This window comes from Streptomyces sp. NPDC004647 (assembly GCF_040609575.1).
Classification (GTDB): domain Bacteria; phylum Actinomycetota; class Actinomycetes; order Streptomycetales; family Streptomycetaceae; genus Streptomyces.
On the sequence record NZ_JBEXKU010000022.1, the window covers coordinates 1 to 21,155 of the forward strand.

Consider the following 21,155-nt stretch of genomic DNA (forward strand, 5'->3'; position numbering starts at 1 on the left):
GGGGGTGGGGGTGGCCCGGCACCTCGCCGCCCCCCGGGGCCCCCCCCTGCACCCGGGCGCCGCCTCGGGGCGGGGTTTGTTTGTCGGGGGGGTTCACGTGAAACCACGAACAACACAGCCCCTGTGTCCGTCCCGAGCGGTCATGTTTCACGTGAAACATGACCGCTCCGGCAGTATCAGCTCTGCGCCGACCACCACTCCTTGAGTGCCGCCACGGCCTCGTCCCGCTCCATGGGGCCGTTCTCCAGCCGGAGCTCCAGCAGATGCTTGTACGCCTTGCCGATCACCGGCCCCGGGCCCACCCCGAGGGTCTGCATGATCTCGTTACCGTCCAGGTCCGGCCGGATCGCGTCCAGCTCCTCCTGCTCCTGCAGCCGGGCGATGCGCTCCTCGAGACCGTCGTAAGCCCGTGACAGCGCCATGGCTTTCCGCTTGTTGCGTGTCGTGCAGTCCGAGCGGGTCAGCTTGTGCAGCCGGTCCAGAAGCGGCCCCGCGTCCCGTACGTACCTGCGGACCGCGGAGTCCGTCCACTCACCCGTGCCGTAGCCGTGGAACCGCAGATGCAGTTCCACCAGCCGGGAGACGTCCTTGACGAGATCGTTGGGGTACTTCAGCTTGAGCATCCGCGACTTGGTCATCTTCGCCCCCACCACCTCGTGGTGGTGGAAGGAGACCCGGCCATCGCTCTCGAAGCGCCGCGTCTTCGGCTTTCCGATGTCGTGCAGCAGAGCGGCGAGCCGCAGTACCAGATCCGGCTCCCCCTCCTCCAGAGCCATCGCCTGCTCCAGCACGGTCAGCGAGTGCTGGTACACATCCTTGTGCCGGTGGTGCTCGTCACGCTCGAGCCGGAGCTCAGGCAGCTCCGGAAGAACTCGGTCGGCAAGCCCGGTGTCGACCAGCAGTTTCAGGCCCTTCCTCGGCTGGGCTGCCAGGACCAGCTTGTTGAGCTCGTCACGCACCCGTTCCGCGGAGACGATCTCGATACGGTCCGCCATCGCCGTGATCGCGGCGACAACCTCCGGTGCGACCTCGAAGTCCAGCTGGGCGGCGAACCGCGCGGCCCGCATCATCCGCAGCGGATCGTCCGAGAACGAGTCCTCCGGGGCGCCCGGTGTCCGCAGCACCCGGGCCGCCAGATCCTCCAGGCCGTTGTGCGGATCGATGAACTCCTTCTCCGGGAGCGCGACGGCCATCGCGTTGACGGTGAAGTCCCGGCGGACGAGGTCCTGCTCGACGGAGTCTCCGTAGGACACGTCGGGCTTCCGGGACGTCCTGTCGTATGCCTCCGACCGGTACGTGGTCACCTCGATCTGGAACTCGCGAGGCCCCTCGCCGCCGTTTCCGGCGCGCTTGAGGCAACCGACCGTCCCGAAGGCGATGCCCACCTCCCACACGCTGTCCGCCCATGGCCGAACGATCTTCAGGATGTCATCGGGCCGGGCGTCCGTCGTGAAATCCAGGTCGTTGCCGAGCCGGCCGAGCAGCGCATCCCGTACCGAGCCTCCCACCAGGGCAAGCGTGTACCCGGCCTCCCGGAAGCGGCTGGCGAGGTCGTCGGCGACGGGAGAGACCCGCAACAGTTCACTCACCGCACGGCGCTGCACTTGGCTGAGCGCGTCCGTCGGCTGAGGGGTCTGCTGGGTCCGCGAAGTGTGGCTGTCATTGTTGGCGTTCGGCACAACAGAACAGAGTACGTGGCCGAGCCGCTCGGGGCCTCTCCGCTCCGATGGGCCGGGGCTCCCTTGCGATCATGTGGAGCACTCCCCAGCACTTAGCCGCAGCGGGCCTCGTTACCATTCGGGGACGCACATCCAACGACCACCACTGACGAACGAGGGACGGACGATAGCGTGGCCGAGGCGGCACAGTTCCAGGGGAGGCGATCCGCGTCTGCCCGCCGGTGGCTGCGGTGCGCGGTCGCCGCGCTCGTGGGAGGCCCGCTGCTCGCGGGCCTCCTGCAGATCCCCGCCGGCCCCCAGGCACAGGCCGACTCGAACGCCACCGGCTCACGCACCGTCGATGTCTCGATCGATTCGATGACTCCGGACTCCCCGGCCAAGAGCGACACGCTCACAGTCAAGGGAACCGTCACCAACGACGGCAGCTCCGCGGTCACGAACGCCCACGTCGGGCTGCGGCTCGGCCCGTCCCTCAACAGCCGGAGCGCGATCGACAGCGCCGCCCGGCGCACCGGGTTCTCGTACGGCGCCGACGGGCGGGAGGCAGGCGGTGAGCACACCGTCGAGATCGACAAGCTGCCGTCCGGTATTTCGCGCAGCTTCAGCCTCACCATCCCGGTGGAGGACCTGAACCTCGGCCGCGGCGGGGTCTACCAGCTGGGCGTCTCCCTTACCGGGCAGACACAGAAGCAGCCGTTCCAGCAGGTCCTGGGAATGGAGCGGACCTTCCTCCCCTGGCAGCCTTCGGCGGTCGAGCACAAGACTCGGATGAGCTTCATGTGGCCGCTCATCTCGTCCAGCCACCTCACCGCCCGGACCGACTCCGACGCCCAGCAGACCCCGATCCTCCGCGACGACTCCCTCGCCGCCGAGCTGGCGCCCGGCGGTCGGCTGCAGCAGATGGTGGCGCTCGGCAAGAACCTCCCGGTCACCTATGTGCTGGATCCGGACCTGCTGGCGACCGTCGACGCCATGACGAAGAACTACAAGATCGAGGGGCCCGACGGCACGACCACACCGGGCAGGAACCAGGCCGTCGCCAAGCAGTGGCTCAAGGACCTCCAGGACGCCGTGGACGACCATGAGGTCGTCGCCCTGCCGTTCGCCGACCCGGACCTCGCCTCCCTCGCCCACCGGGGCAAGGGCGTCTCCGCCGCACTCGGCCACCTCAAGCCCGCCACCGACCTCGCCTCGGTGACGGTGGAGACCATCCTCGGCACGAAACCCCGCACCGACTTCGCCTGGCCGGTGAACGGCGCCATCGACTCCTCGGTGATCGACGTCGCCACCTCCGCCGGTGCTCACAACGTCATCACCCGCAGCGACAGCCTCCGAGAGACCGGAGGCCTGCCCTACACACCCACGTCGGCCCGCCCGATCGGCGGCGGCAATACGGCTGTGTCGGCGGACGCCCGGCTCTCCACGGGCTTCCAGGGCGACATGTCGCGGGCGGAGGACTCCACGCTCGCCGTACAGCAGTTCCTCGCTCAGACCCTCATGCTCACGATGCAGGCACCGCAGAAGCAGCGCAGCATCGTCGTTGCCCCTCAGCGGACGCCCACGGCGAGCCAGGCCCGGACGATGGCCCAGGCGATCGGCGGACTGGAGAACGACCGCTGGACCGAGCCGGTGGGGCTGAGCGACGCGGCGAAGGCCAAGCCCGATCCGCGGGCGACCAGCCAGGTGCCTGCCGACGCCTCGTACCCCGGCTCGCTGCGCGGGCAGGAACTGCCCACAGAGGCCTTCCGTGAGATCCAGCGCACGCAGGGTGCCCTGGACGGCTTCCAGGTGATCCTCTCCCAGCCGGACCGGGTGGTGACGCCCATCGGCAACGCGATCATGCGCGAGATGTCCACCTCCTGGCGCGGCGACGCCGAGGGCGCGACGGGCTTCCGCAACTCCGTGCGGGGCTACCTCTCCGACCTCACGGAGGAAGTCCAGCTCATCCAGAAGTCGACGCAGACCCTCTCCGGGCAGAGCGCGACGATTCCGGTGACCGTGCAGAACAACCTGGTGCAGGGGATCGAAGGGCTGAAGCTGGTCCTCACCTCCAGCCAGCCGAACCGGCTCGATGTCGGCGAGGAACAGCCCGTCAGGATCGACGGCGGGCACAGCCAGTCGGTGAAGTTCAACACCACGGCGAACGCGAACGGCACCGCCTGGGTGAAGGCGCAGCTCTACACCGACGACGGCACTCCCTACGGCGGGCCGATGACGTTCAAGGTGAAGGTGACGGAGATCACCTCAACCGTGATGCTCGTCATCGCCGGCGGCGTCCTGCTGCTCGTGCTCGCCGGAGTCCGGATGTACACACAGCGCAAGCGCGCGGCGGCCCGCGGGACCGCGGAGAGCACCGAGTCCGATGAGGACCCCAAGACCGACGACCCAGCGGAGACCGAGGGCCCAGAAACCGAGGAGCCGACGACTGACGGGCCCGAAGGCCAGGAGCCGGATTCCGAGCAGCAGGGTGACGTGACGCCGGACACCGGACCGGAAAGCGGCAACGCATCCGGGACGGGTGAGAAAGTGGACCGTTGAGCGATGTCGGGGCCGGTCGGCCGGGGACGATGAGGTGGGGTAGCGATGAACGCGCCGTACGACGGTGACCGCGGCCAGAGCCCGGGCGGTGACCCGGCGGGCCAGGTGCCGCCGCACCCGCGCGCCCATGACCCGTACGTTCAGGACGCCTACGCCTCGGACCCGTACAGCGCCCAGGACCCCGTGACGCAGGATCCGGTGGCCGAAGCGCTGTACGACCGCGCCGCGCACCCGCCGCCGCCCCCCGGCACATACCCGGACCCGCTGCCCCTCTACCAGCAGCCCCCGGCTCCGCGGCATGCCCCGGACCCGAGGCTGTGGGCTCCGACCCCGCCGCCCGAGCCGGACGGCCCCTCCCGGCGGCTGCCGTACGGGGACGACGCCGCGACCACGCAGTACGTGGGCGTGGACGACCTCGTCGGGCAGTCGTCGAACGAACCCCCGCAGCATCAGGACGCTTTCGCCCACCTCTTCCGTGACCAACAACAGCCGTACGAGCCGCAGCGGCCCGCACCGACACCTCCGGCGGTCGAACCGGCCCCGGACCCCGTGCCCACGGCCGCCTCCCCCTCCAAGGGCTCCGGCGGCCGCGCGTCCGGTCTTCTGAAGTCCAGTGCGGTCATGGCAGCGGGCACGCTCGTCTCCCGGCTCACCGGCTTCCTGCGCACTCTCGTCATCACCGCCGCCCTCGGCGCTGCACTCCTGGGTGATGCCTGGACCGTCGCGTACACACTGCCGACGATGATCTACATCCTGACCATCGGCGGCGGCCTCAACTCCGTCTTCGTGCCTCAGCTCGTCAGGGCGATGAAGGACGACCACGACGGCGGCGAGGCGTACGCCAACCGTCTGCTCACCCTCGTCATCGTCGTCCTCGGTGGCATCGTCGCGCTGTCCGTGATCGGCGCTCCGCTGCTCATCCGCATGATGTCGGTCGAGATCGCCGACAACCCCGCCGCCAATGACGTGGCCGTCGCCTTCGCTCGCTACTGCCTGCCGACCATCTTCTTCATGGGCGTGCACGTGGTCATGGGTCAGATCCTCAATGCGCGGGGCCGGTTCGGCGCGATGATGTGGACCCCGGTCCTCAACAACATCGTCATGATCTTCACCTTCGGGATGTTCATCTGGGTCTACGGCACCGCCGACCAGAGCGACATGGGCGTCACGACCATCCCGCCGGAGGGTATCCGGCTCCTCGGCATCGGCACCCTGCTGGGGCTCGTGGTCCAGGCGCTCGCGATGATCCCGTACCTCTGGAACGCGGGATTCACCTTCCGCCCCCGCTTCGACTGGCGCGGACACGGCCTGGGCAAGGCAGCCAAACTCGCCAAGTGGACCGTGCTGTTCGTCCTCGCCAACCAGGCCGGCGTGCTCGTGGTGACGCAGCTCGCCACCTGGGCCGGCGCGCAGGCCGACGACCAGGGCTTCGCGGGCACCGGCATCCTGGCCTACTCCAACGCCCAGCTCATCTGGGGAATGCCGCAGGCCATCATCACCGTCTCCGTGATGGCCGCCCTGCTGCCCCGTATCTCCAGGGCCGCTGCGGACGGGGACCCCGGTGCCGTCCGCGACGACATCTCCCAGGGACTGCGGACCTCCGCCGTGGCGATCGTCCCGATCTCCTTCGCCTTCGTGGCATTCGGCGTTCCGCTGTGCACCTTGATGTACGCCTCCGCCAGCATCGAAGCCGCGCAGTCGATGGGCTACATGCTGATGGCCTTCGGCCTCGGCCTGATCCCGTTCTCGGTGCAGTACGTCATACTGCGCGGCTTCTACGCCTACGAGGACACCCGCACCCCCTTCTACAACACGGTGATCATCGCCGCGGTCAACGCCGCCGCGTCGGCGGTCTGTTTCCTCGTCCTCCCCGCCCGTTGGGCCGTGGTGGGCATGGCCGCCTCCTACGGGCTGGCGTACGCGATCGGCGTGGGTGTCGCCTGGAAGCGGCTGCGCCAGCGGCTGGGCGGCGATCTGGACGGAGCCCACATCCTCCGTACGTACGCCCGGCTGGCCGGCGCCAGCATCCCCGCAGCACTTCTCGGCGGAGCCGCGGGCTTCGGCATCACCCGGGCCCTCGGCAACGGCGCCCTCGGCTCCCTCGCGGCCCTGATCGGCGGCGGGATCGTTCTGGTCGGGGTGTTCTGCATGGCGGCGAAGCGCATGCGTATCGAGGAACTCACCGCCATGGTCGGGATGGTCCGCGGCCGTCTCGGTCGCTGAGCGAGTACAACCTTCGTCCGCCACCGCGTGTCGTGCATAGCGGCGGACTGTGGGCACAATTGGTTTTGCTGTGGTGCGAGAGCGTGCAACGGATGGGGAGGCAGGAACGACGGTGGCGGAACGGAGCACGGCTGCCGTCGACGTGGCCGACAGCAGCGGCGATGAGCCGCTGTCCGCGCAGGCGGAAAAGGCCATGGCCGACGGGACGGACGCCCAGGACAAGCCCGGCGCGGAAGCGGACACCGCGGGTACCGAGACGGCACGGACCGAGAGCGAGAGCTCTGTGCCCGACGTGGACCCCCCAGAGCTGCACAGCGGCCACAAACTCGCCAGACGCTACCGCCTCGAGGAGTGCGTCACCCGTCTGGACGGATTCAGCAGCTGGCGTGCTGTCGACGAGAAACTCCGCCGCGCGGTCGGCGTCCATGTGCTGCCCGCGGAGCATCCGCGTGCCCGCCCGGTGCTGGCCGCTGCCCGCTCGGCTGCGCTTCTGGGCGACCCGCGGTTCGTCCAGGTCCTCGACGCCGTCGAGGAGAACGACCTGGTCTACGTCGTCCATGAGTGGCTGCCCGACGCGACGGAACTCACCACCCTTCTCTCCTCCGGCCTGCTGGAGCCGCACGAGGCCTACCAGCTCGTCACCCAGGTCTCCCAGGCCATGGCCGCCGCACACCGCGAAGGCCTGGCCCATCTCCGGCTGACGCCGAGCTCCGTACTGCGCACCGACTCGGGCCAATACCGCATCCGCGGCCTCGCTGTGATGGCCGCGCTGCGCGGCATCAGCTGCCCCCAGCCGCAGCGCACCGACACCGAGGCCATTGGGGCACTGCTGTACGCCGCGCTGACGCAGCGGTGGCCGTACGAGGAGGACGCGTACGGCCTCTCCGGCCTTCCCAAGGGCGTCGGCCTGATCGCCCCGGACCAGGTACGAGCAGGCGTCCACCGCGGGCTGGCGGAGCTGGCCATGCGCGCGCTGGTGAACAACGGCGCCACCCCGTCCCGGCAGGAGCAGCCCTGCACCACGCCGGAAGAGCTGGCCAAAGCAGTGGCCGCGCTGCCGCGCATCCGCCCGCCGGAGCCGTCCTTCGCGACCCCCACCTACCAGCCCGCGGCATACCAACAGGGCGTGTACGGGAAGCCTGCGGGCACCGGGCAGGGAGCTCCCGCCCAGCCCGCAGCGACGCCCCCGCCGCCGCTCCAGAGCCGGAGCGGCAAGGTCCTCAAGTGGACGGTTGCGGCACTGCTCATCGCGGCGCTCGGGCTGGGCAGCTGGCAGCTGGCCGACACGCTGATGGACCGCGAGGGCCGGACCGACGATTCGGGCAGCTCCCAGGCGAAGGGCAGCGGCTCGGGCAAGAACAAGGACGCCCCCGGCAAGCCGCTGGACATCCGGAACACGACGGAATTCTCCCCGCTGGCCGCTCCCGTGGCCGTGGACAAGGTCGGCAACGCCACAGACGAGCAGGCCGACACCGCCTGGATAACGCCCCGCTACGACGGCTACCCGAACTTCGGCAACCTCTCGCAGCGCAAGCAGGGCAGCGGGCTCATCGTCGACCTCGGGCGCGTGACGGACGTATCCGGTGTCGACATCGACATGTACCGTCCCGGGCAGACCGTCGAGGTTCTCGCAGCCGGCACCTCCGCGTCGGACCCCACTACGCTCAGCGAATTCGATCGGCGCATCACCGAGCTCGACACCGTCGGCGGCAAGTTGGAAGCCACCCTCGACAAGAGCGTGCGGACGCGATACGTACTGATCCACATCACTGAGCTGGCCAACGACGGTTCAGCAGGTTCGTTCCGCGGCGGCATCTCGGAGATCAACGTGCTCGGCTGACCTGCTCAACCCAGTCCGAAGGGGAGGGGCCCGACGTTGGAGGACGCCATACCGGGCGCCGCAAGCGACCAGGACCTCCTCGCCCGCCATGTCGCGGGCGACCCGGAGGCCTTCGGCGAGATCGTCCGGCGCCACCGTGACCGGCTGTGGGCCGTCGCTCTGAGGACCCTCGGTGACCGGGAAGAGGCCGCCGACGCCGTTCAGGATGCCTTCCTCTCCGCTTACCGCGCGGCCCACACCTTCCGCGGCCAGTCGGCCGTCACAACCTGGCTGCACCGCATCACGGTGAATGCCTGCCTCGACAGGGCCCGTAAAGCCGCCTCTCGCCGCACTTCCCCGGTCGCCGAGACCGAGCGCCTCGAGCAGCTCCTGGAGCCCCATGAGTCCGCCGCCGCGCCTGCTGAGCGCAGCGACCTGCTCCGCGAACTCGTGCAGGCACTCGGCACCCTGCCCGCCGAACAGCGGGCAGTGCTCGTTCTGGTCGATATGCAGGGCTATCCAGTCGTCGAGGTCGCCCGCATCCTCGACGTCCCCACCGGAACGGTGAAAAGCCGCTGCGCCAGAGGCCGGGCACGGCTGCTTCCCATGCTCGCTCATTTGCGGGCCGAGGATGGGGATGCTCCCGACCCGGACCGCAGAAGGAACCGGACGCAGGGGCCATCCGTCCCACCAGCGGCAGGACCGAGGGACACAGATACCGTGAAGGGCGGAGGTGGGCGAGCGTGACATCCTCGACTGACACGGGCCAGCACCCGGACGTGGCGGAGATCTCGGCGCTCACCGAGGGCATTCTGGACCCCGACCGCTCTGCCGAGGTACGCGGCCACCTGGCGAGCTGCACCCTGTGTGCCGATGTCTACACGTCCCTCGACGAGATCCGCGGGCTGCTCGGCACGCTTCCCGGCCCGGCTCGCATGCCCGCCGACGTCGCCGGCCGGATCGAAGCCGCCCTGGCTGCCGAAGCCCTTCTGGACTCCACAGCGCCCTCCGGTGTTTCACGTGAAACCGAGCCCGACGCAGAGACGAGCCATGTTTCACGTGAAACGGCGCCCACGCCGAGCGCTCCGCGAACCGGGCAGCGCCCTGAGGGGCATGCGCGGGGCTCGACCGGGCCGGGCCGCCACCCGCAAACCCGCCGTCGCTGGCGCGCGGCCGTTTTCGGTGCCGCATGTGCACTCGCGGCGATCGGACTGGGAGGCGTGCTCATCCAGACCATCGACACCTCGGACAGTGGCTCCTCACCCAACTCGGCCGCCGCACACAAGTCCGATACGCAGAAGGATTCCTCCGGGTTGTCGGCTCACGGAGTCGAGTCGCGCGTTCAAAAGCTGCTCTCAGGTGCGGACACGAAGGCCGCCCCCTCGAACGAGGTCGGCGCCGACTCCAACCACCCGATGCGGGGGAGCGACGCGACTGTTCCCGCCTGCGTACGCGAGGGCATCGGCCGAGCGGACAGCCCGATCGCCTCGGAGCAGGGCAGGTACGAGGGTGCGGAGGTCTACCTCGTCGTTCTCCCGCACTCCTCCGACGCCGCCCGGGTCGACGCATACGTCGTTGACGCCTCCTGCACGGCCAAGACACCGCAGGGCCCCGGTGACGTCCTGCTGAGGCGCGTCTACCAGCGCCGCTGAGCCACGCAGCGTGCAGTGTGCCACGTCGGGAATGCTCGCCCCGTAGGATCCGTTGGGTGGGATGAGAGTCCCGAGTGACCCAGAGAGCAGTCGGCAGAGACGAGGACAACACCCGTGAGCGACGTCCGTAACGTGATCATCATCGGCTCTGGGCCGGCTGGATACACCGCGGCGCTGTACACCGCGCGCGCTTCCTTGAAGCCCCTCGTTTTCGAGGGTGCCGTCACCGCCGGTGGCGCGCTGATGAACACCACCGACGTGGAGAACTTCCCCGGCTTCCGCGACGGCATCATGGGCCCGGACCTGATGGACAACATGCGGGCCCAGGCCGAGCGCTTCGGTGCAGAGCTGATCCCGGACGATGTCATCACCGTGGACCTGGCAGGCGAGATCAAGTCCGTCACCGACTCCGCCGGCACGGTGCACCGAGCCAAGTCCGTGATCATCACCACCGGCTCCCAGCACCGCAAGCTGGGACTGCCGCGTGAGGACGAGCTCTCCGGCCGCGGCGTCTCCTGGTGCGCCACGTGTGACGGCTTCTTCTTCAAGGACCAGGACATCGCCGTGGTGGGCGGTGGCGACACCGCGATGGAGGAGGCCACCTTCCTCTCCCGCTTCGCCAAGTCGGTCACCGTCATCCACCGCCGGGACACCCTTCGCGCCTCCAAGGCCATGCAGGAGCGTGCCTTCGCCGACGCGAAGATCTCCTTCGCCTGGCACAGTGAAGTCGCCGCGATCCACGGAGACCAGAAGCTCTCCGGACTCACCCTGCGCAACACCAAGACCGGTGAGACCTCCGAGCTGCCGGTGACCGGGCTGTTCATCGCCGTCGGCCACGACCCGCGGACTGAACTGTTCAAGGGTCAGCTGGGCCTGGACGAGGAGGGCTACCTGACCGTCGAGGCGCCCTCGACCCGTACCAACTTGACCGGCGTCTTCGCCGCCGGCGACGTGGTGGACCACACCTATCGCCAGGCCATCACGGCCGCCGGTACCGGTTGCTCTGCCGCCCTTGACGCCGAGCGGTTCCTCGCGGCGCTGACGGACGCCAAGCCTGCAGAGCCGGAGAAGGCCGCAGCGGCCCTCTGACGCTTTTCTTCACCTCAGGATCAACGAACTAGGAGACCGCCATGGCCGGCGCCCTCAAGAACGTGACCGACTCCTCCTTCGACGAGGACGTTCTCAAGAACGACAAGCCCGTTCTCGTCGACTTCTGGGCTGCCTGGTGCGGCCCGTGCCGACAGATCGCTCCCTCCCTCGAGGCAATCGCGGCCGAGCACGGTGAGCAGATCGAGATCGTCAAGCTGAACATCGACGAGAACCCGGCCACTGCAGCCAAATACGGGGTGATGTCCATCCCGACGCTGAACGTGTACCAGGGCGGCGAGGTCAAGAAGACCATCGTCGGCGCCAAGCCGAAGGCCGCCATCCTGCGCGACCTCGAGGACTTCATCGGCTGACGCAGTTCGCCGTTTCACGTGAAACAGGCCCGCCCCTGAGGGGCGGGCCTGTTCGTATCTCTAGAGCGGTCGGAGAGCGGGCTCCTTCTGAACTGCGCCGAGCAGCCGGTCCAGCGCCAGCTCGACATCCTCCTTCCAGGAGAGTGTCGTCCGGAGTTCGAGCCGCAGCCGCGGGAAGCGGTGGTGGGGCCGGACGGTTTTGAACCCCACAGCCAGAAGATGCTCTGCGGGCAGAACGCAGGCCGGCTCCTTCCACCGCGCATCCCCAATTGCCTCAATCGCCTTGAAACCTCGCCGGAGAAGGTCCTTGGCCACCGTCTGCACTATGACCCGGCCCAGTCCCTGGCCCTGATAGCCCGGCATGATCCAGGCAGTCATCAGCTGCACGGCATCGGGCGACACCGGGCTGGTGGGAAATGCGGTGGAGCGGGGGACGTAGGCGGGGGGTGCGTACAGCACGAAGCCCACCGGCACCTCGTCCACGTACACCACTCGGCCGCAGGATCCCCATTCGAGGAGCACTGCGGAAATCCAGGCTTCCTTCTCGAACTCCGGCCGACCGGCTTTTACCGCGGCTTCTCCACTGACCGGGTCGAGCTCCCAGAAGACACAGGACCGGCAGCGCTTGGGAATGTCCGGAAGGTTGTCCAGCGTGAGCGGTACGAGCCGACGCCCCATGCAGCCAGTTCCTCACTTTCATCGCCTGCCGCCCCACGGGCGGCTGCCAGAGTTCCACGCTCCCTGATGAGACTGCCGACGAAACCGCCGACAGCCCCCAGGCTCAATCCTGCGGCCACCAGCCCGGTGCGGCTTACCGATCGCATGGCCCGTCCTCCAAATGAGGGGTCTCCACGTGGATGCGCCATACCCGAACACATCGTATCGACGTCGCGATTGCACCGATACCGCAAATAAAGCAAAGAGCGGGCCGTGTCGCCACCGATGGATCCCGTACGACGGGATGTCTCAGCCGGCAGCACAGCCCGCCTTGAGCGCAGAAGAACTATGGATTCGTTTCCTCGTCGTCCTCCGAGGCCTCTTCCGAGAGCATCTGCTCCAGCACTCGCCCTTCGCCGGGAGCCAGGGACCCCAAGATCCGGTCCAGGTCGTCCATCGAGGCGAACTCGACGACGATCTTTCCCTTCTTCTGTCCCAGGTCCACCTTCACCCGGGTTTCGAAACGGTCCGACAGTCGCGAGGCAAGATCCGTAAGCGCAGGCGACACCCGGTTACCGGCTCGCGGCCCCTTTGCCTTGGGCACACTGCTCGGTCGCGAGCCCATCAGGGTGACGATCTCCTCGATCGCCCGCACCGAGAGTCCCTCGGCCACGATCCGGTGAGCCAGCCGGTCCTGCTCCTCGGAGTCCTCGACCGACAGCAGTGCACGGGCGTGTCCGGCCGAGAGCACACCCGCGGCGACCCGGCGCTGCACAGAAGGAGAGAGCTTCAGCAGTCGCAGTGTGTTGGAGACCTGCGGGCGCGAGCGCCCGATTCGGTCCGCCAACTGATCATGCGTGCAGTTGAAGTCCTTCAGCAGCTGGTCGTAGGCAGCGGCCTCTTCCAACGGGTTCAGCTGCGCGCGATGCAGGTTCTCCAGCAGTGCGTCGAGCAGCAGCTTCTCGTCATCGGTCGCCCTGATGATCGCCGGAATGCGCTCCAGGCCGGCCTCACGGCAAGCCCGCCAGCGACGCTCGCCCATGATGAGCTCATAGCGCTCCGACGCCAACTGCCGTACAACCACCGGCTGGAGGAGTCCTACCTCCTGGATGGAATGTACGAGCTCAGCGAGAGCGTCCTCATCGAAGACCTCACGCGGTTGGCGAGGGTTGGGCGTAATGAAGTCCAGGGACAGCTCGGCGAAATGAGCACCGGCCGGCGGCTCTTCTACCGTCGCCGGGGCCGGTTCCTCATGGGAGTCGGCGCCGGTTTCACGTGAAACGCCATTCGGCGGGAGCGCGGCCACCTTGGCTGCCGCCACGCCACGATCCGGCGCCAACAGCGGTACCGCTGCCGGAGACGTGGCCCCTACGCCCACCGAGGAGACGGAATTCTCCGTCCCCTGCGGTGCCGCGGGGATCAGCGCACCAAGCCCACGGCCCAGTCCCCTACGTCGATCACTCACTGCATCCCCTCCGACATGCTTTGCTGGTCCTGCTCAGTGTTCTGGCCCGCGGCATGCACATACTGCGGGTCGTACTGCACTCCGACCCCGCGCAGGGCGATTTCACGAGCCGCTTCGAGATACGAGAGCGAGCCGCTGGAACCGGGGTCATAGGTGAGTACCGTCTGCCCGTAGCTGGGCGCCTCGGAGATCCGCACCGACCGCGGGATGCTGGTCCGCAGTACTTCACTTGCGAAGTGACTGCGAACCTCATCCGCCACCTGCGAGGCAAGTCGGGTCCTGCCGTCGTACATGGTGAGCAGGATGGTCGAGACATGAAGCTTGGGGTTGAGATGGCCTCGCACGAGGTCCACGTTGCGCAGCAGCTGCCCGAGACCCTCCAGAGCGTAGTACTCGCACTGGATCGGAATCAGCACCTCCGCCCCCGCGACCAGGGCATTCACCGTAAGTAGACCGAGAGATGGCGGGCAGTCGATGAGGATGTAGTCCAGGGGCTGCTCGTACGCCTGGATCGCCCGCTCCAACCGGCTCTCGCGAGCCACGAGGGAGACCAGCTCGATCTCGGCGCCAGCGAGGTCGATGGTGGCCGGAGCGCAGAAGAGGCCCTCCACATCCGGTACCGGCTGTACGACATCCGAGAGCGGCTTGCTGTCGATGAGGACGTCGTAGATTGAAGGGACCTCGGAGTGATGGTCGATCCCCAGGGCCGTTGAGGCATTGCCCTGCGGGTCGAGGTCCACCACCAGGACGCGCGCCCCGTGAAGGGCGAGCGAGGCGGCGAGGTTGACCGTGGTCGTGGTCTTGCCGACCCCACCCTTCTGGTTGGCAACCACCATCACCCGGGTCCGCTCCGGCCGGGGAAGTCCCTCACCGGCACGGCCCAGCGCTTCGACAGCGAGCTGGGCTGCACGGCCGATGGGAGTGTCATCCATGGGGGATGGAGTTTCACGTGAAACGTCCTCCCCCGCGGTGGGGGGCCCGGAGGTCACCCCCTGATAGGGCTCAGCGGTGCGGGGACCGGGGACCGGATCGGTCATCGGTCCCGCGATGTTGGCGTCGGACCGCAAGGATTCATCCTCCTCGACTTCAGGCTCGCAATGAACAGAGCCTGCCATGCTTTCGGGGTCGTGAACCAGCGCGGCCCGTTCTCCTGTGGATGAATCCACATCGAAAGCGGGTTTACGATCACGCGATGAGGCAGCCGCGCGGCCACGGCTGATGATTCCATGCAGCAGAGAGCGACGTTTCACGTGAAACACGATGCATGGATGTCAGCCCGAGAACGTCACGACACTCCGAATTGAGTAGTTTTGGCAGCTTGTATGGAGCATTTCGCCCTCAGCGGCGGCGGCGAGTCCGCCCCGTTCGGGCGGCCTTGGCCCGCTTGGCCGCGAAGCGAACACCGCCTGGGCTCTCGCCAACCTCCACCCGCACCACCGTGGACAGCGGCTGCACCACGCCCTCCCCGACGTGAAGTACTGAGGTCTCAACGACACCGAGCTTGCTCAGTGCCGCGCGGGCGGCCTTCAACTCCTCCTCGGCCGTATCTCCCTTGAGCAGGAGCATCTCGCCGTAGGGACGCAGCAACGGAACGCCCCAGCCCGCGAGCCGGTCCAACGGTGCCACGGCCCGTGCGGTCACGACATGCACAGGCGGCAGCTTCCCCAGAACCTCCTCGGCGCGGCCGCGTACTACCGTGACGTGATCCAGCCCCAGCAGCTCGACGACTTCCTGCAGGAAATTCGTACGCCGCAACAGCGGCTCCAGAAGCGTGATCCGCAGATCCGGCCGTACGAGCGCCAGCGGGATACCCGGCAGTCCGGCGCCCGATCCCACATCACAAACCGAGACACCTTCGGGCACGGCCTCGGAGAGCACGGCACAGTTCAGCAGATGCCGTTCCCAGAGCCGTGGGACCTCCCGTGGCCCGATGAGCCCGCGTTTCACCCCGGCATCGGCGAGCAGCTCCGCATAACGGACGGCGTCGGGAAAGCGCTCACCGAACACTGCCTCTGCTTCTTCGGGCGCCGGGGGGAGCTCCGCTGCCTCCGTCACGGGACCGTCCTTCCGTACACGCTGATGCATGCTGACTGTCAGGCTGACAAAGTCCGGCCCCGCCTGCGAACAGACGGGGCCGGGGACACTCCTGGTTCTCCTACCGCGAGGCCGGGGAGACGGTCCGGGTCAGACCGGGAGCACGACGACGCAACGCTGGGGTTCCTCACCCTCGGACTCGCTGCGCAGCCCCGCCGCCGCCACCGCGTCGTGGACCACCTTGCGCTCGAAGGGCGTCATCGCCCTGAGCTTCACCGGCTCGCCGGTTCCCTTGGCCTCCTCCGCGGCCTTGGCGCCGAGCTCCGCGAGCTCCTCACGCTTACGGGCCCGGAAGCCGCTGATGTCCAGCATCAGCCGGCTGCGGTCGCCGGTCTCACGGTGCACCGCGAGCCGGGTCAGCTCCTGGAGCGCCTCCAGCACCTCACCGTCACGGCCCACCAGCTTCTGCAGGTCGCGGCTGGTCGAGTCGCTGATGATCGACACCGCAGCCCGGTCGGCCTCGACATCCATGTCGATGTCGCCGTCGAGATCGGCGATGTCCAGCAGTCCCTCGAGGTAGTCGGCCGCGATCTCCCCTTCCTGCTCGAGGCGGGTCAGGGTGTCGCCCTCTTCGGCAGCCGGGGTCTCCGGGGTCTCCTCTGCCGAAGGCAAGGGGCTGGTCGTGCCTTCCGTCACCGGATGGCCTCCTTCTACTTCTTGGACGGGTGCTTGGGCCGCTGTTGGCCCTTGCGCTGCCCGGACTTGGCGTTACGGGAGTCACCGCTGCCCGGCTTCGACTCGGCGCCCTGCGGCTGCTGCCCCTTCTTCTCCAGCGAAGGCTTCGCATCCGAGCTTTCGGACACCGAGCTCTTGGCGGTGTGCGCCGAGGCAGCGGAATGGCGCTTGGCCTTGCTCTGGCGCTTCGGCTGATGCCGGTTCGCACGAGCGGCTTCGACAGCCTTCTTGGCCTCCACCTCGGCCGGCTCCTCCTTGAGCTTGCCCTGGGCCCGCAGCCTGTCCTGGCGCTGCTTGAAAGCGAGGCTGCCAGGCGTGGGGTTACGGCGGATCACGAACATCTGCTGACCCATGGTCCACATATTCGTGGTCAGCCAGTAGACGAGGACACCGACCGGGAAGTTGATCCCGAAGACGGCGAACATGATCGGGAAGACGTACATCAGCATCTTCTGCTGCTGCATGAACGGCGTCTTCACCGTCATGTCGACGTTCTTGGTCATCAGCTGGCGCTGCGTGTAGAACTGCGAGGCCGACATCAGAAGGATCATGATGACGGTGACGACCCGTACATCGGTGAGAGTGGCACCGAGCGACTCGATCTTGCCCGCGCTGTCCAGGAACTTGGATGCGATGGGAGCACCGAAGATCTTGGCGCTCCGCGCGCTGTCCACCAGATCCTGGCCCATCACACCGACGGCCTGGTCGTTCGCGATCTTGTTCAGCACCTGGTACAGCGCGATGAAGAACGGCGACTGGGCCAGAATCGGGAGACAGCTCGAGAGCGGGTTGGTGCCCGACTCCTTGTAGAGCTTCATCATCTCTTCGGACTGGCGCTGCTTGTCGCTCTTGTAGCGCTCCTGGATCGCCTTCATCTTCGGCTGGAGCACCTGCATGTTCCGCGTCGCCTTGATCTGCTTCACAAAAAGCGGGATCAGGCAGATACGGATCAGTACCACCAGGGAAACGATGGACAGACCCCAGGCCCAGCCACTGTCCTTGTCGAAGACAAGGCTGTACAGCGAGTGGAACTGGACAATGATCCAGGAAACTGCGGTATAGAGAGGACCGAGGATCGTGTCCACGAATCAGGCTCCTTGGGCGTTGGGCTGAGTCTTGGGCTGTCCCGCCGGCGCTTCGGGGGAGCTGTCGCTCCTCCGGCTCCGCAGCCTTTGGTGCCAGACCGGATGCTTCCGGGGAGGGACGTGGTCGACGCCACCGAGCGACCACGGATTGCAGCGCAGAATGCGCCAGGCGGTCAGTGCCGTCCCTTTCACCGCGCCGTGCACATCAATGGCCTGGTAGCCGTAGTGCGAGCACGACGGGTAGTACTTGCAGACCGGCCCGAGCATCGGGCTGATGGTCCACTGGTAGAGCTTGATCAACCACAGCAGCGGGTATTTCATCGCGCCGCCCCTCCCAGCAGCCGCTGCAACGCGGCGTCCAGGTCGCGGGCCAGCTGGTCGTGGTCCGCCTCGCCGGCACCGGGCAGCGCCCGTACGACAACCAGGCTACCTGCGGGCAGCCGGTCGATCCGAACACGCATGAGGTGACGCAGCCTCCGCTTCACCAGGTTGCGGACGACAGCACCGCCGACCGCCTTGCTGACGACGAAACCCGCACGTGAAGGGGGAGCGTTCTCCCCAGACGCGTGCGGGTCTTTACCCCTCTGTTCGGAAGGGCTGTCGCTTCGAAGGTGGACGACGAGGAGAGGGCGCCCGGCCCTGCGTCCCCGGCGTACCGCGGCTGCAAAGTCCTCGCGCCGCCTCAGCCGATTCTCGGTAGGCAGCACGTCATGGACCTTGAGGTCAGGCTGCTCAGGCCGACAGACGCGCGCGACCCTTGCCACGGCGGGTCGCGAGGATCGCGCGACCGGCACGGGTACGCATCCGCAGCCGGAAGCCGTGGGTCTTCGCGCGGCGGCGGTTGTTCGGCTGGAAGGTGCGCTTGCTCACTCGAGGGCTCCAGAATGAATCGGTGGTGGCGGGACATCGCCTGGCTGTCACCGTGCGCCCACGAGTAGCTCGTAATACGCCCGAGTGCACCGCTTCATGACCACGGATCGTGATCTTTGCCCATCGGAGGCAGGCGGCAGCAGCCATCGACAACTCGACCTGGTCACGGTACGCGCGGCTACGCCATCCGGTCAAACCGACCGAGCGCCGGGACACGCTGCACAGGAGCAACTGCCCCGGCCGGAGCACCGGCCATCCGGCATGGCACATTTGTACACACCCTGTGGACAACGACTTGAACGACGCACGTCGCCCTGACTACCGTGGCTCGACTCCGATTCTTCCTGCCCGTCCCGAGAACCACACATTCGTGGGACCTGTCGGCGCCACCCCCACCCAGTGAGCTGAGAGAGCGTGCCTTGTGGCTGACGTACCTGCCGATCTTGCCGCAGTGTGGCCGCGCGTGCTCGACCAGCTCCTCGGGGAAGGCCAGGGGATCGAAGCCAAGGACCAGCGGTGGCTCAAGGACTGCCAGCCCTTGGTCCTGGTCGCCGGCACGGCGGTGCTCGCCGTCCCCAATGAATACGCCAAGGGCGTGCTCGAGGGCCGCCTTTCCCCGCTGATCAGCGAAGCGCTCAGCCACGAGTGCAACCAGCCCATCCGCCTGGCGGTGACCGTCAGCGCCGCCGAGAGCGAGATGCCCGGCCCGCGGAGTCCGGCGCCGCAGAGTACGGCCCCCGCGCAGCCACCCGTACCTCAGCAGTCCCGGCGCTACGAGGAGCCGCCGCGCCGCGAGTCCTCCCATGACCACGACCGTGACCGCGGACCCGAGCGTGACCGCGATCGCGGACAGGACCGCGACCGCGACACGTACGACGGCTACGAGCGATACGACGCCTACGGTCGCCCGGCGGACACGCTGCCCACCGCCCGCCCCGCGTACCCCGAGTACCAGCAGAGCCGCCCCGAGCCCGGTGGCTGGCCCCGCTCCTCCGGCGGCATGGGCGGCCCCGGCCACCGCGACGACTACGGATGGCAGCAGCAGCGGCTGGGCGGCTTCCCCGAGCACGATCCGTACGCCTCCCCCCGCAGCGCGCCGCAGCAGGACCGGCCGCCGTACGAGCCGCCGCGCCGCGAGATCCCCGAGCAGGGCCCCGGCCGCTCGCGCAGCGCCCCGCCCGCGCCCAGTGGCGCCCCCGGACCACTCGCCGCGCAGCCCGCCCCCGCCACCGGCCCCGGCGAGCCGACCGCGCGCCTCAACCCGAAGTACCTCTTCGACACCTTCGTCATCGGCGCGTCCAACCGATTCGCGCACGCCGCCGCGGTCGCCGTCGCCGAAGCGCCTGCCAAGGCGTACAACCCCCTCTTCATCTACGGGGAGTCGGGCCTGGGGAAGACCCACCTGCTGCACGCGATCGGGCACTACGCGCGCAGCCTCTACCCCGGCACGCGGGTGCGCTATGTGAGCTCCGAGGAGTTCACCAACGAGTTCATCAACTCCATCCGCGACGGCAAGGCGGACGCGTTCCGCAAGCGCTACCGCGACATGGACATCCTCCTGGTCGACGACATCCAGTTCCTCGCGAGCAAGGAGTCGACGCAGGAGGAGTTCTTCCACACCTTCAACACGCTGCACAACGCCAACAAGCAGATCGTGCTCTCCTCGGACCGGCCGCCCAAGCAGCTGGTGACCCTCGAGGACCGGCTCCGCAACCGCTTCGAGTGGGGGCTGATCACGGATGTGCAGCCGCCGGAGCTGGAGACGCGGATCGCGATCCTCCGCAAGAAGGCGGTGCAGGAGCAGCTGAACGCCCCGCCGGAGGTGCTGGAGTTCATCGCGTCCCGGATCTCTCGCAACATTCGCGAGTTGGAGGGCGCGCTGATCAGGGTCACGGCCTTCGCCAGCCTGAACCGGCAGCCGGTGGACCTCGGGCTCACCGAGATCGTCCTCAAGGACCTGATCCCGGGCGGCGAGAACGCGGCGCCGGAGATCACCGCGACCGCGATCATGGCCGAGACCGCTCAGTACTTCGGGCTGACCGTGGACGATCTGTGCGGATCGTCGCGCAGCCGCGTGCTGGTGACGGCGCGGCAGATCGCGATGTACCTCTGCCGCGAGCTGACGGACCTGTCGCTGCCGAAGATCGGAGCGCAGTTCGGCGGCCGCGACCACACGACCGTGATGCACGCCGATCGCAAGATCCGCGCGCTGATGGCCGAGCGGCGCTCGATCTACAACCAGGTCACCGAGCTCACCAACCGCATCAAGAACGGCTGACGCGCGCTCTCAGCGCCGGCCGACCCGCGTCCGAAGGGCGCTCCGGGGACGAACTCCCGGAGCGCCCTTCGTCGTTGTGGCATCCATGCTGTTCGATTACGTGCCGGGGTGGTCGGCTTCTCCACAGATTTACCGCCGGGGTCCCGTCCACAGACTGGGGACTGCGGAGTTGTCCAGAACGTGTCCACAGCCGGGGTGGGCAGAAGGGCGTCCTGGGAGGTCAGCCGGGTGTGGAAATGTGGTCAACCCGATTCCACAGACTGTGGACGGCCGGGCCGTCCGGGGAGCACGGATCCCGTTGTCCACTGCCCGCCCACAGGCAGAAGCCACTTGTGCACAGCTTCTCCACACCCCTGTCCACTGTTCGGCAACCCGACACCCGCTCTCACCGGGCCGAGTGAAAGCCGTCACACCAACGAGGTCGGTTGGGCTGGGGAGAACATGGGTAAATCTGGGGACGGCGCTGGGGAGAACCGGCCTCGGGCTGTGTATCGGGTGTGCAGAACTTTCCGGTGTCCACAGCGGGGCCGACTTATCCACGGCTGCCGCCCACAGGGCCAGTGGACAAAAAACCGGTGCTGAGCTGCGCAGACGCGGTTATCCACGGTTTCCACAGGCCCTACTACTACGACTACGTAGATCTAGCGGGAAAGTCATCCG

General features: G+C 67.9%; 18 protein-coding genes. 8 read left to right on the forward strand and 10 right to left on the reverse strand.

Annotated elements, in window-relative coordinates; translation table 11 throughout:
• Nucleotides 1–176: 176 nt before the first annotated feature.
• Nucleotides 177–1,679 (reverse strand): CCA tRNA nucleotidyltransferase, encoded by a 1,503-nt coding sequence (locus ABZW18_RS12350; RefSeq protein ID WP_356185852.1) that lies wholly within the window; start codon nt 1,677–1,679, stop codon nt 177–179.
• A gap of 171 nt (nt 1,680–1,850) precedes the next feature.
• Here ABZW18_RS12350 and ABZW18_RS12355 point away from each other — a divergent pair, with 171 nt between their 5' ends.
• From ABZW18_RS12355 to trxA, 7 genes are all read left to right on the forward strand, one after another.
• Complete coding sequence (locus tag ABZW18_RS12355; protein ID WP_356185855.1) at nt 1,851–4,217, forward strand: DUF6049 family protein; 2,367 nt, start codon at nt 1,851–1,853, stop codon at nt 4,215–4,217.
• Between the two features lie 45 nt (nt 4,218–4,262).
• Nucleotides 4,263–6,440 carry a murein biosynthesis integral membrane protein MurJ gene (gene murJ / locus ABZW18_RS12360; protein WP_356185858.1) on the forward strand — a complete coding sequence of 726 codons (2,178 nt, stop codon included), beginning with the start codon at nt 4,263–4,265 and terminating at the stop codon, nt 6,438–6,440.
• 112 nt (nt 6,441–6,552) lie between these two features.
• Complete coding sequence (locus ABZW18_RS12365) at nt 6,553–8,280, forward strand: protein kinase family protein (RefSeq protein WP_356185860.1); 1,728 nt, start codon at nt 6,553–6,555, stop codon at nt 8,278–8,280.
• A 36-nt stretch (nt 8,281–8,316) separates the two neighbouring features.
• Nucleotides 8,317–9,006 (forward strand): RNA polymerase sigma factor SigM, encoded by a 690-nt coding sequence (sigM, locus tag ABZW18_RS12370; RefSeq protein ID WP_356185863.1) that lies wholly within the window; start codon nt 8,317–8,319, stop codon nt 9,004–9,006.
• Nucleotides 9,003–9,911 carry a hypothetical protein gene (locus ABZW18_RS12375; RefSeq protein ID WP_356185866.1) on the forward strand — a complete coding sequence of 303 codons (909 nt, stop codon included), beginning with the start codon at nt 9,003–9,005 and terminating at the stop codon, nt 9,909–9,911. Before sigM ends, ABZW18_RS12375 begins: the two co-directional genes overlap by 4 nt.
• A gap of 114 nt (nt 9,912–10,025) precedes the next feature.
• Complete coding sequence (gene trxB, locus ABZW18_RS12380) at nt 10,026–11,000, forward strand: thioredoxin-disulfide reductase (protein WP_356185868.1); 975 nt, start codon at nt 10,026–10,028, stop codon at nt 10,998–11,000.
• A gap of 41 nt (nt 11,001–11,041) precedes the next feature.
• Nucleotides 11,042–11,371: a thioredoxin gene (trxA, locus tag ABZW18_RS12385; RefSeq protein WP_356185871.1), complete on the forward strand. Its 330-nt coding sequence runs from the start codon at nt 11,042–11,044 to the stop codon at nt 11,369–11,371.
• Between the two features lie 60 nt (nt 11,372–11,431).
• Here the strand turns inward: trxA and ABZW18_RS12390 are convergent, their stop codons facing one another.
• The 9 genes from ABZW18_RS12390 to rpmH all read right to left on the reverse strand — a co-directional run bounded on the left by ABZW18_RS12390 (nt 11,432) and on the right by rpmH (nt 18,217).
• Nucleotides 11,432–12,049 (reverse strand): GNAT family N-acetyltransferase, encoded by a 618-nt coding sequence (locus ABZW18_RS12390; protein WP_356185873.1) that lies wholly within the window; start codon nt 12,047–12,049, stop codon nt 11,432–11,434.
• Between the two features lie 325 nt (nt 12,050–12,374).
• A complete protein-coding gene (locus tag ABZW18_RS12395) occupies nt 12,375–13,493 on the reverse strand; it encodes a ParB/RepB/Spo0J family partition protein (protein WP_356185876.1) in 1,119 nt (372 codons plus the stop codon).
• Nucleotides 13,490–14,608 (reverse strand): ParA family protein, encoded by a 1,119-nt coding sequence (locus tag ABZW18_RS12400; RefSeq protein ID WP_356185878.1) that lies wholly within the window; start codon nt 14,606–14,608, stop codon nt 13,490–13,492. Before ABZW18_RS12400 ends, ABZW18_RS12395 begins: the two co-directional genes overlap by 4 nt.
• 223 nt (nt 14,609–14,831) lie before the next feature.
• A complete protein-coding gene (gene rsmG, locus ABZW18_RS12405) occupies nt 14,832–15,548 on the reverse strand; it encodes a 16S rRNA (guanine(527)-N(7))-methyltransferase RsmG (RefSeq protein ID WP_356185881.1) in 717 nt (238 codons plus the stop codon).
• Nucleotides 15,549–15,677: 129 nt separating this feature from the next.
• Nucleotides 15,678–16,199, reverse strand: coding sequence for a R3H domain-containing nucleic acid-binding protein (locus ABZW18_RS12410; protein ID WP_356186050.1), 522 nt, complete (start codon nt 16,197–16,199; stop codon nt 15,678–15,680).
• 38 nt (nt 16,200–16,237) lie between these two features.
• Complete coding sequence (gene yidC / locus ABZW18_RS12415) at nt 16,238–17,347, reverse strand: membrane protein insertase YidC (RefSeq protein ID WP_356185883.1); 1,110 nt, start codon at nt 17,345–17,347, stop codon at nt 16,238–16,240.
• A gap of 3 nt (nt 17,348–17,350) precedes the next feature.
• Nucleotides 17,351–17,668 (reverse strand): membrane protein insertion efficiency factor YidD, encoded by a 318-nt coding sequence (yidD, locus tag ABZW18_RS12420; protein ID WP_356185886.1) that lies wholly within the window; start codon nt 17,666–17,668, stop codon nt 17,351–17,353.
• A complete protein-coding gene (rnpA, locus tag ABZW18_RS12425) occupies nt 17,665–18,054 on the reverse strand; it encodes a ribonuclease P protein component (RefSeq protein ID WP_356185889.1) in 390 nt (129 codons plus the stop codon). Before rnpA ends, yidD begins: the two co-directional genes overlap by 4 nt.
• Nucleotides 18,055–18,079: 25 nt before the next feature.
• Entirely contained in the window at nt 18,080–18,217 is a 138-nt protein-coding gene (gene rpmH, locus ABZW18_RS12430; RefSeq protein WP_030354375.1) for a 50S ribosomal protein L34, read from the reverse strand.
• Nucleotides 18,218–18,638: 421 nt separating this feature from the next.
• Between rpmH and dnaA the strand changes: the two genes are divergently transcribed.
• The gene (dnaA, locus tag ABZW18_RS12435; RefSeq protein ID WP_356185893.1) at nt 18,639–20,495 is read left to right on the forward strand and encodes a chromosomal replication initiator protein DnaA; all 1,857 of its coding nucleotides are present in this window, start codon (nt 18,639–18,641) and stop codon (nt 20,493–20,495) included.
• The last annotated feature ends 660 nt before the right edge of the window (nt 20,496–21,155 follow it).